12 protein-coding genes are annotated in these 10,598 nt (G+C 33.0%); all 12 read left to right on the forward strand.

Features of this window, described 5'->3' with window-relative positions:
• The first annotated feature begins 838 nt into the window (after nt 1-838).
• The 12 genes from ACOH2D_RS17910 to ACOH2D_RS17965 all read left to right on the forward strand — a co-directional run bounded on the left by ACOH2D_RS17910 (nt 839) and on the right by ACOH2D_RS17965 (nt 10,241).
• Complete coding sequence (locus ACOH2D_RS17910; RefSeq protein ID WP_449536121.1) at nt 839-1,420, forward strand: TerD family protein; 582 nt, start codon at nt 839-841, stop codon at nt 1,418-1,420.
• An 8-nt stretch (nt 1,421-1,428) separates the two neighbouring features.
• Nucleotides 1,429-2,106, forward strand: coding sequence for a TerD family protein (locus ACOH2D_RS17915; protein ID WP_449536122.1), 678 nt, complete (start codon nt 1,429-1,431; stop codon nt 2,104-2,106).
• A gap of 14 nt (nt 2,107-2,120) precedes the next feature.
• Complete coding sequence (locus ACOH2D_RS17920) at nt 2,121-2,759, forward strand: vWA domain-containing protein (RefSeq protein WP_449536123.1); 639 nt, start codon at nt 2,121-2,123, stop codon at nt 2,757-2,759.
• Nucleotides 2,760-2,770: 11 nt separating this feature from the next.
• A complete protein-coding gene (locus ACOH2D_RS17925; RefSeq protein WP_449536124.1) occupies nt 2,771-2,929 on the forward strand; it encodes a hypothetical protein in 159 nt (52 codons plus the stop codon).
• 17 nt (nt 2,930-2,946) lie between these two features.
• Nucleotides 2,947-3,327: a TerB family tellurite resistance protein gene (locus ACOH2D_RS17930; RefSeq protein WP_449536125.1), complete on the forward strand. Its 381-nt coding sequence runs from the start codon at nt 2,947-2,949 to the stop codon at nt 3,325-3,327.
• 1 nt (nt 3,328) lies between these two features.
• A complete protein-coding gene (locus ACOH2D_RS17935) occupies nt 3,329-3,961 on the forward strand; it encodes a vWA domain-containing protein (protein ID WP_449536126.1) in 633 nt (210 codons plus the stop codon).
• A gap of 251 nt (nt 3,962-4,212) precedes the next feature.
• A complete protein-coding gene (locus ACOH2D_RS17940) occupies nt 4,213-4,722 on the forward strand; it encodes a macro domain-containing protein (RefSeq protein ID WP_449536127.1) in 510 nt (169 codons plus the stop codon).
• A complete protein-coding gene (locus tag ACOH2D_RS17945; protein WP_449536128.1) occupies nt 4,719-5,762 on the forward strand; it encodes a TerY-C metal binding domain-containing protein in 1,044 nt (347 codons plus the stop codon). Before ACOH2D_RS17940 ends, ACOH2D_RS17945 begins: the two co-directional genes overlap by 4 nt.
• A gap of 3 nt (nt 5,763-5,765) precedes the next feature.
• Nucleotides 5,766-7,214: a PP2C family serine/threonine-protein phosphatase gene (locus tag ACOH2D_RS17950; RefSeq protein WP_449536129.1), complete on the forward strand. Its 1,449-nt coding sequence runs from the start codon at nt 5,766-5,768 to the stop codon at nt 7,212-7,214.
• A gap of 10 nt (nt 7,215-7,224) precedes the next feature.
• Complete coding sequence (locus ACOH2D_RS17955; protein ID WP_449536130.1) at nt 7,225-8,748, forward strand: helix-hairpin-helix domain-containing protein; 1,524 nt, start codon at nt 7,225-7,227, stop codon at nt 8,746-8,748.
• Nucleotides 8,749-8,780: 32 nt separating this feature from the next.
• Complete coding sequence (locus ACOH2D_RS17960; protein WP_449536131.1) at nt 8,781-9,797, forward strand: TerC/Alx family metal homeostasis membrane protein; 1,017 nt, start codon at nt 8,781-8,783, stop codon at nt 9,795-9,797.
• 144 nt (nt 9,798-9,941) lie between these two features.
• Nucleotides 9,942-10,241, forward strand: a complete 300-nt coding sequence (locus ACOH2D_RS17965; RefSeq protein ID WP_449536132.1) for a DUF6804 family protein — start codon at nt 9,942-9,944, stop codon at nt 10,239-10,241.
• Nucleotides 10,242-10,598 lie beyond the last annotated feature (357 nt).

A 10,598-nucleotide genomic window follows, 5' to 3' on the forward strand; every position in this document is an offset into this window, starting at 1 on the left:
CAAAATTACTCATAAATGTAGCTATGTATTGCTATTAATTGTAGTATGTGGATAAATTGTGAGTGTTGTTTTTGAAGTGAGAAGTTTGATTAAATAATTTTAAAAGCGTTAAAACCCATTGCATCAACGACCTCAACGTGGCAGAAATTTAAGAAGGTTATGGAGAACGTGTTCGCTCCGGAATAAGAGGGCTTTTTTAATTTATCATTTTCAACGATTCCGATACAAATGCGAGGATATGATAATAAATACAAGTTCTTAAAAATTTGTTAATAGAAAATGTAGGAGTTTGTGTTAAAATACAATATGTTTGAAGATAACTTGACAATTATAAATCCATGTTAAATATTGCACTTATAAATGCGCCGCGCTAATAGAGTTTAGCAGGAAGCGTATAAAAGAGTAACGTGCATTTTTTTTTTGAAATTTTAACCAGCCACAAAAATGGCACATTTGCTTTTGCTACAAAATAAAACTAATATTTCGACAAAGCCAAAAGTGAAATTTCTTGTCGACACACTCTTAAATATGACCGTAAAATAAATTATAGAATTCCATGTATTCCTGAAATTTTATAATAAAATAATGAATAAAAAGAAGAATATAAATATTAAAATATAGTGTTTTGCTTCGAAAATTTTTCTATGTAAGTAGTCTTGCGATTTTTAAACTTCAAAGAAGAAAAATGGAAACGTCTAAGATAAAAAGCGTGGTAGTTTCTTTTTGCTTTTGTAGTAGATTTTCACAAGAACGGCTTATACAATCAATGGGAATTAGCTGGCGCTAGTTTTTTTACATATAAGTGAATGGAAAACTTAAAACAACTAAAAAATAAAAAATGTCAGAAGTAATTAATTTAAGAAAAGGCGATAAAGTCGCAGTAGGATTTACAAATATTACCGTTGGTTTAGGATGGGAACCAAACGAAGGAACAGGGGGAACATTTGATTTAGATGTTTCAGCAATCATGATTGACGAAAAAAGAAAAATGCTAAACAAAGATTATTTTGTTTTTTATGGTAATTTAAATTCGCCTGATGGTGCATTAACTCACACAGGAGATGACCCAGACGGAAGTTCAAGTGATGGGGATGATGATGAATCTATCATTATTGATATAACAAAAGTTAACCCCAACGTTCAAGAAATTTTATTTGTTGTAACCATAGACGGAGCTGCAGATAAGAAACAGAATTTTGGACAAGTTAGAGATTCTTATATCAGACTAATTGATAACAATACCGGCAAAGAGGTAATGAAATATGAATTAGGAGAAGATTTTTCTATTGAAACCGGAATTGAATTTGGAAGATTATATAGAAGAAATAACGAATGGAAATTTGATGCTTCAGGAGTTGGATATCAAGAAGATTTGGCGTTCTTTTTAAGTAAATACTTTACAGGTACAATTCAAAAATAAATTAAACTATGCAAGAAGTAATAAACTTATCGAAAGGTCAGACCATAGACCTACGCAAAAATTCAAAAGGAGAAAGTGTTTATGATCTTTCCAAGGTAACCATTGGTTTAGGATGGGATGTTAGACAAAAACAAAGTGGTCTCTTAGGGAAGTTATTTGGTGGAAATAAGGAGGAAGAGTATGATCTTGATGCCATTGCATTTCTGTTAGATGAAAATGGAAAGGTTGCTAACCTCGGAAGAACTGTTCAGAAAAACGGCAGATCAGTTGGTTTATATGAAGGTGACGTAATTTACTTTAACTCTCTTCAACACCCATCAGGACATATATGGTTAACTGGGGATAATCGAACAGGTGTAGGAGAGGGAGATGATGAGCAAATCATTGTGAAATTGGATGCCTTAGACCAAAAATATAGTAAAATTCTTTTTGTTGTTTCTATTTATCAAGGAAGACAAAACAATCAACATTTTAGTATGGTTGAGAATGCTTTTATAAGAGCAGTTGATGCAAAAGGCAATGAAATTACTAAATATAGTTTGTCAGGCGATTCTTCGTTAAGTGGTATGTGTTCAATGGTATTTTCAGAAGTGTATCGACATAATGGGGATTGGAAATTCAGAGCTATTGGAGAACCATATCAAACCGACAATTTTGTTGATATTTTAAAGAAATATACTAACTAAAAATTAAACCTGAAATGAGAAGATTACCAGTATATCTATTATTAGACACATCAGGCTCAATGGGAGGAGAACCGATTGAAGCTGTGAAAAATGGTGTGCAAGTAATGATAAGCTCATTGCGTGGAAATCCACAAGCACAAGAAACTGCTTTTATTTCTGTCATTACGTTTGACAGTAGCGCAAATCAAATAATTCCATTAACTGATTTAGGTTCTTTCCAAATGCGAGACATTCAAGCAACAGGAACAACTGCATTAGGAGAAGGCTTAAAATTATTGAGCAATTGTATTGATAACGAAATTACAAAAACAACACCTGAAACCAAGGGAGATTGGAAGCCATTAGTTTTTATTATGACCGATGGAATGCCTACGGATAATTGGCAAAGCGGACTCGCAGAATTCCAAAAAAGAAAGACAGGAATTGTTGTTGCTTGTGCTGCAGGAAGTGGAGCAGATACCAATATATTGAAACAAATTACTGAAAATGTAGTAGAATTAGCAACGGCTGATAGTCAAAGCATCGCTAAATTCTTTGCATGGGTAACGGCTTCTATTGGTGTTTCATCAACTAAAGTAGAAGATAGTGGGAAAGAAGTTATTGGCTTAAATGAATTGCCACCACCGCCATCTGAGTTGAATATAGTGGTATAAAACTAATATTAATGATGAGTAAATTCGGGTTTTCGTTTTCTTGGAAAAGACTTTTAGGAATAACAGGAGCAAAACAAAGCTTTGCTAGAAAGACTGGTGTGCCGACTTCAAAAGTCGGAGTCCAAAGAAAATTGGGGGCAATGATTTTAAAAACAATTTTTGGAAAATAAATTTAAAAATATAAAACATGAAAAGTTTAGAACAATTAAAAAAAGAACTTTTAGCTGATGGGATTATAGATGCCGTCGAGGTAAAAGAATTGAAAGAAGTTCTTTATGCCGATGGCGTAATTGATACAGAGGAAGCTGAATTCCTTTTTGAGATAAACGATGCTGTCTCTGGGAAGGACAATGATGCCAGTTGGGAATCTTTGTTTATAAATGCAATTACAAGCTTTTTATTGGAAGATGAAGCTTCGCCTGGTGAAATTGATGAAGAGGAAGCAGAATGGTTGTTTAAAAGAATAAAAGGAGATGGGCAAATTGACGAAATTGAAAAAAACTTATTATTAAATTTAAAGGATAAAGCAAAATCTTTTCCTGAAAACCTCGAATCACTTCTGAAATAATATGCGAAGATTACCAGTTTACTTTTTATTGGACACTTCAGGCTCTATGAATGGAGAGCCCATTCAGGCTTTAAACAATGCATTAAGTGGTATGATTCATTCCTTGCGTTCGGATGCCCAGGCATCCGAAACGCTTTGGATAAGCATAATTACTTTTAATTCGACAGTTACCGAATTGGTGCCATTAACAGAGTTGCCATTCTTCCAACTTCCTGAAATAACTGACCCAATTGGAGCGACTTTTACAGGTAAAGCTTTGGAAATGTTGTATACAAAAGTAAGTAGCGATATAAGAAAAGGGAATGAAAATCAAAAAGGGGATTGGAAACCTTTGCTTTTTTTAATTACAGATGGCAAGCCTTCCGATACTTTATTATATAGCGAGATGATACCTAAGATAAAGACACTAAATTTTGGTGTAATTGTAGGTTGTGCAGTAGGTGGTTTGGCTGATGATTCAAAATTGAAAGAGCTTACAGACAATGTAGTTCATTTAGCAACAGCCGACACTTCAACTTTAAAACAGTTTTTCCAATGGGTTTCAGACACAATAGAGCAAGGAAATAAAAGCATGGGTACAACTGATTCGGTGGCTTTGCCTCCCCCGCCAAAAGAAGTAGTCCAAGTGATATGAGTATTGTTCTACCAATTTTATTAAATGTGTTCATCGTTGGATTATTTCTATACTCTAAACTATTACCCTACAAAGACAAACTCAATAACCAATACCGAGGGCTTTTCAATTTTTTCAATAGTGTTTTTACCCCAGTATTAAATTTTCTAAAAAGATTTGTAAATCCTTTCCAGGTTGGACATGGTTTGTCGGTTGATATGGCACAAATAATTTTGTTGGTTTTACTTTTAATACTTCTAAATTTCGGATAGATGAGACTCGAACTACACTTTGGGGATATTACCGAATATAAAGAGGACTGTATTGTAAATGCAGCGTGTACTTCTTTATTGGGAGGCGGAGGAGTTGATGGCGCAATACATAATGCAGCCGGACCAGAATTGAAAGAGTTTTGTAAAACTCTTGGTGGATGCAAGGTTGGAGAGGCTAAATTAAGCCCAGCATTTAATTTGCCGTCAAAATTTATAATCCATACTGTTGGTCCCCGATTTTTATTTAAAAGTGAAGAGGAAATACAAGACTTGAAAAACTGCTATTTAAATTCTTTGAAAATCGCAAAGCAACAAAAACTTGAAACACTAGTATTTTCAAATATTTCAACAGGCGTTTATGGCTTTCCAAAAGACTTAGCCGCGAAATATTCTTTTGAAGTTATTACTAGTTTTTTAATGGAAAATGAATACCCCAAAAAAGTTATTTTATGTTGTTACGATATTGAAAACCTAGAACTTTATGCAAATATTTTAAAAAATAATTTATGAGAAGATTACCAATATATTTTTTAATTGATGTTTCCGAATCCATGGTTGGTGACCAAATTCAACAAGTAGAAGAAGGTATGGCAACAATCATTAAAACGTTAAAAACCGATCCAAATGCCATTGAAACGGTTTGGGTTTCAATTATCATTTTTGCAGGTCAAGCCAAAACACTTGTTCCCTTACAAGAATTGATAAATTTTTATCCGCCCAAGTTTCCAATTGGTAGTGGAACTTCTTTGAGTAAAGGTTTGGGACATTTAATGTATGAGTTAAGAAAAAACACAGTAAAAACAACACAAGAAGTAAAAGGTGATTGGAAACCTATTGTGTTTTTGTTTACGGATGGTGTACCGACTGACAATACAAAAAATGCAATTTCAGAATGGAAACTGGATTGGGCAAAAACTGCCAATTTAGTTGCTATTTCCTTTGGTAGCGAAACAGACACTGAGCAATTAAGTGAATTAACTGAAAATGTATTACATTTTAAAAACACAGATACCAACGCTTACAAACAGTTTTTTAAATGGGTAACAGACTCAATAAAAACAAGTAGCGAAAGTGTAGAAAACAATTCAACTGGATTTGAATTAGCCGATTTAGATGATAATACCTTATCTAAAATTGATTTATCTAAAAATAGGAATGCAAATATTGTTGATGATAATTTTGTAGTATTATCTGCAAAATGTCAAAACTCAAATAGACCTTATTTAATGAAATACAAAAGGCATATTTCATTAACCAACACAGGAGACATTGCAAAGGAATATAGATTGGTTGGTGCTTTCCAAGTTGATAACACCTATTTTGAATTATCTGATGAAACTGGTGCAAGTCAAAAAATAAACACCGAAGAATTATTAGGTGCACCTACTTGCCCTTGTTGTGGAAATCAATTTGCATTTGCTGCCTGCCAATGCGGAAAATTACATTGTATAGGTAATGAGGAAGTTAGTACGTGTCCTTGGTGTGGTAATGAAGGAACTTATGGATTTGGAGAAGGTGGTGGTTTTGATGTAAATAGAACTCAAGGGTAATTTATGGAAACAAAAGCATACATAGAAAGCCTATTGAAAGGAAAAGGTATTGAAGTCAATACAAATAGGCATCAATTACTAATAGATTTTGCAAATAATCCAAATATTACAGAATTGGTGAATAGCATCTTTGACAATCACGCAAACATTATGACAAATTGGAAAATTAAAAATAGAATCGCAGACATTCAAGCGCAACATATTGTGATTCCAAATGCTAAAGAGTTAGTTCCATATTCTGCCAAAATTGATTTTACAGCACTTAATTTAAACGATTTGATCTCAGCGGACTTTGAAGGTCTAGAGAGTTTTGGCTTAAGTTTCAATAGAGATACAGATACTATTGAAGGAACTCCGAGCCAAAGTGGAGATGTTAAGTTGCGGTTTTTTTATAAGGTTGATGGTGAAGACGAAACAACTTCACTAAACGAAAAACTAATCTCTTTGGTAATAAATCCAGACCCAAAAAGCTTGTGGAAGTTAATACCAAGTAATCAAGAACAGATTTTCGCAAAACCTGATGAAGTTTCTGTATTAGACAAATTGGGTGATAAAAATATAGTAATATCTTCAAAAAGAGGAAGAAGCCACGGAAAAGAAGGAACATCTAGAGATGATGATTTTTCTTTTAAATATTTTGAAAAAACGCAATGGTCATTAGTGGTTGTTAGTGATGGAGCAGGCAGTGCCTATCTTGCAAGAGCAGGTTCAAAAATTGCTTGTGATGCAGTTGTAGAGTATTTTGAAATAAATACAGATAGTGAACAAGAAATCAAATTAGAAATCCTAATAGACGAATACTCTAAGAATAAAACAGAAGAAAAACTTGCTGAAATAGAAAAGTTATCAAAATTCAACTTATGGCAAGCAAGTATTTTTGTTCATAATAAACTAAAAGAGTTTGCAGAGCAAACATTCTTTAAAAATCCAGAGCTATTCAATAATCCAAAAGCAAAAACCAATTTAGAATATTTTCATTCTACTTTAATTTTCTCATTATTTAAAAAACATGATTTTGGTTATGTAATTCAAACCTTTGGAGTTGGCGACTGCCCAATCGCAGTTATGAACACTGACAAAACCGAAACTACTTTACTGAATTGGCTTGATGTTGGAGAATACGGTGGTGGAACAAGATTTATCACTCAACCTGATATTTTTCAAAAGCAGGATGTAATGAGTACACGCTTCAATCTTAAAATAATAAAGGATTTCTCATACTTATTTTTAATGACAGATGGTATCTATGATGCAAAATTTGTTGTTGAAGCAAATCTTGAGAAACACGAAAAATGGCTAGAGTTTTTAGAGGATTTAAACGGTGAAAATGAAGGAAATGACAAAGTAGATTTTAATAAAGATAACAGTGAAATTTCAAATCAATTATCAAATTGGATGGACTTCTGGAGTGCAGGAAACCATGATGATAGAACATTGGCAATAGTTTTTTAAACGATAAAATATGCAAACTATTACATTAAAATCTATTCTAGACACTACTAAAAGCTATCAATATGTTGATAATGGTGAGCCTATGCGTGGTGGAATGAAGGATGTATATTTCAGTCCAGATAAATCTTATGTGGTTGCTTTTTACAGAACAAAATTAGATTTCAACGCCAAAGACAGAGTACGACTTATTACAACGAAATATAAGGATGATTTTTTCAATAGAGATGGGGGCGAATTTTGGAAAACTATATATTGTTGGCCTTATGATATTGTAGAAAAAGATGGACTAACAGGCATTATAGTTCCCGCCTACGATAAACGTTTTTTCTTTAAACAAGGTTATGCAAGTAGCGACATTTTAAAAGGAAAAGAAAAGAATGGTAAATGGTTTGCCAGTGCGAAATTTAGGGCCACAACTTCAAAAACCAGATTAGACAATTCGGAATTAGGCAATTGGTTAAGTTATTTTCAAGTTTGTGTAAATATTGCAAGAGGAGTAAAACGCTTACATAGTGCTGGCTTGGCACATTCAGACTTATCCTATAACAATGTTTTAATTGATCCATCTAGTGGTTCTGGTGCTAATATTATTGACATTGACGGATTAGTAGTTCCTGGCAAATTTGCACCTGATGTTATTGGAACAGCCGATTTTATTGCACCCGAAGTGCTATCCACAAAGCATTTAAATAAAACAGACCCAAACAGGAAATTACCAAATAGGCTTACTGATTTACATGCTTTGGCTGTGTTAATCTATATGTACCTTTTGTATAGACACCCATTAAGAGGCGGGAATTATTTTGGACAAATTGACGAGGTGGATGAAGAAAATTTTTTAATGGGTTCAAAAGCACTTTTTGTAGAACACCCAACAGATAATAAAAACAGAAATTTCAAAAGAGAATATGGCGACAATTTACAAAAATTTCATCCTTGGACAGATTTAGTAAAAATTCCTTACACAATAACAGGACCCTATTTGAAAGAACTTTTTGACCAGGCATTTATCAAAGGCTTACATAACCCTATTGAAAGACCAACCGCCGATGCTTGGGAACAAGCATTAATAAAAACAAACGATTTAAAATTAGAGTGCAGTAATAAAAAATGCGAGCAGAAATGGTTTGTTTATAACAACACAAAAGATACAAAATGTCCTTTTTGCAACACGAAATATAATAATACAATTCCAGTTTTAGACTTGTTTTATAAATTTAAACCGGATGTTTGGAAACCAGAAAACCAAAGAATCGTTGTTTATAATAATTCTACTCTTCATCAATGGCATTCAAACAGAAACGTAATTAGAAATGAAAAATTAAGCGAACATCAAAAATTAAGCGATGGGTATTTTGCATTCCATAACAATAAATGGGTTTTTGTAAATCAAAAATTGACTTCTATGAAAGATATTACGGAAGACATACAAATTCCAATTGGTTCAATGGTAGAAATTACAAATGGTAAAAGACTTTTGTTTTCAAAGGAAGATGGTGGAAGACTTGCCATAATTACAATAACAAATAATTAAACAATCAATCAAAAAACAAATAAAGTAAGAAAATGGAAAAAAGTATTTTAGAATTGCACCCTGGTTTAGTAATTGGGTTCGCCATAACAGTAATAATTATGCTACTGCTTGACCTTGGAGTATTCAATAAAAAAAGCCACATAGTATCTTCAAAAGAAGCCACGATTTGGACAATCGTTTGGATTTCTCTTTCAATGATTTTTTCGGGAGTGGTTTATTATATCTTCAATCAAGATTCGGGAGGACACGATTTGGCTATTGAAAAATTCACGCAATTTCAAGCCGCATATTGGATAGAAAAAGCACTTTCTGTTGATAATCTTTTTGTGTTTATTCTAGTGTTTTCTTTCTTCAAAGTTCCCAGAGAATTACACCATAAAGTCTTGTTTTATGGAATTATAGGGGCATTAATAATGAGAGCAATATTTATTTTTGCAGGAGTAGAAATTATAAACCTTACTTATTTGCCAGCATTTGAAATTTTTGGAAAATTAGTCCAAATCAATGTCGTTATGACTCTATTTGGTTTGTTTTTAGTGTATGCTGGAATTAAATCCTGGGGCGGTGGAGATGATGACGAGGATCAAGATTTTAGTGAAACTGCGGGCGCAAGGTTAATTAAAAAACTTTATAAAGTAAGTGATAATTACGTTGGAGATAAATTTTTCACTGTACAAAATGGTGTTAAAGTTGCAACTCCTTTATTAGTAGTGGTTGCTGTAATTGAGTTTACCGATGTTTTATTTGCAGTTGATAGTATTCCTGCCATCTTTGCAATTTCAAAAGACCCATTTATTCTGTATACCTCTAATATTTTTGCGATACTTGGTTTACGTTCATTATACTTCCTATTATCCAATTTTATTCATATGTTCAGTAAATTACCTTATGGGTTAGCTTTTATTTTGGCATTTATTGGTGTGAAAATGATTATCTCACCTTGGATTCATATTTCATCTCCAATTTCTTTAGGAATAGTAGGGGGAGTTCTAGTTATCTCAATTTTAGCTTCTTTAGCCTTTCCTGAACCTAAAGAAGAAATAGTGTAAAGCAAAGTTTAACAGATTTTAACATAGCATAATTTTTGCAACAGGAATTATGTCTATTCATTTTTTAAAAGATACAAATCGGTATTTGGATATAGTGGAGTTAGTTCAATTGAAGCTAACTCCACTCTCTTGAACAGGGCTCAAATGGAAAATGTGATAAAAATTGTTTTAGCAATATTGCTGTTTTTATGCTTATTGGATATGCCTTATGGATTTTATCAGTTGGTGCGTTTTGTTGCATTAATCGGATTCGGGATTTTGGCATATAATTCAAGCGAAAAAGAAAACAAAACTGAAATGTTTATTTATGGTGGCCTTGCGCTACTCTTTCAGCCGTTTTTTAAAATCGCATTGGGAAGAGAAATATGGAATATTGTGGATGTGATTGTGGGAATTGGGCTTATTGCTAGCATGATTATGAATAAAACAAAAAGCCAACGATAAAAGTACTCACAATTTGCGACTTGGTCCGAAGTCATCTCAAAAATATAGAACTGATTGAATAAGCTGTTCACAACACCGATAGCCGTTTTACAACCCCATACTTCACGAAAACCAAACTCATTTATCCCTTTTTAGGGCTTAAATATTTTTTAGTCTAATAGGTTATGCCCAATCTCGATGGCTAAATGCAAGTTGAATAATTTTTTAAGAGCCTTAATTAAATAAAAAGCCAAGTGCCTCAGCACCACTTTTTGTCACTTTTTACGTGAACTTCATGTGCTCTTAAGATTGTTGGGCATAGCGGTTAAGTTCATGTGCCCTGCTTGCTCGTGCTAGCCTATGTTGTTTATAATTATA

It is taken from the genome of Gelidibacter sp., from assembly GCF_053579655.1.

Coding starts and splice junctions, on each gene's coding strand:
- ACOH2D_RS17910 (WP_449536121.1), top strand. CDS start 839: ATGTCAGAAGTAATTAATTTAAGAAAAGGCGATAAAGTCGCAGTAGGA.
- ACOH2D_RS17915 (WP_449536122.1), top strand. CDS start 1,429: ATGCAAGAAGTAATAAACTTATCGAAAGGTCAGACCATAGACCTACGC.
- ACOH2D_RS17920 (WP_449536123.1), top strand. CDS start 2,121: ATGAGAAGATTACCAGTATATCTATTATTAGACACATCAGGCTCAATG.
- ACOH2D_RS17925 (WP_449536124.1), top strand. CDS start 2,771: ATGATGAGTAAATTCGGGTTTTCGTTTTCTTGGAAAAGACTTTTAGGA.
- ACOH2D_RS17930 (WP_449536125.1), top strand. CDS start 2,947: ATGAAAAGTTTAGAACAATTAAAAAAAGAACTTTTAGCTGATGGGATT.
- ACOH2D_RS17935 (WP_449536126.1), top strand. CDS start 3,329: ATGCGAAGATTACCAGTTTACTTTTTATTGGACACTTCAGGCTCTATG.
- ACOH2D_RS17940 (WP_449536127.1), top strand. CDS start 4,213: ATGAGACTCGAACTACACTTTGGGGATATTACCGAATATAAAGAGGAC.
- ACOH2D_RS17945 (WP_449536128.1), top strand. CDS start 4,719: ATGAGAAGATTACCAATATATTTTTTAATTGATGTTTCCGAATCCATG.
- ACOH2D_RS17950 (WP_449536129.1), top strand. CDS start 5,766: ATGGAAACAAAAGCATACATAGAAAGCCTATTGAAAGGAAAAGGTATT.
- ACOH2D_RS17955 (WP_449536130.1), top strand. CDS start 7,225: ATGCAAACTATTACATTAAAATCTATTCTAGACACTACTAAAAGCTAT.
- ACOH2D_RS17960 (WP_449536131.1), top strand. CDS start 8,781: ATGGAAAAAAGTATTTTAGAATTGCACCCTGGTTTAGTAATTGGGTTC.
- ACOH2D_RS17965 (WP_449536132.1), top strand. CDS start 9,942: ATGGAAAATGTGATAAAAATTGTTTTAGCAATATTGCTGTTTTTATGC.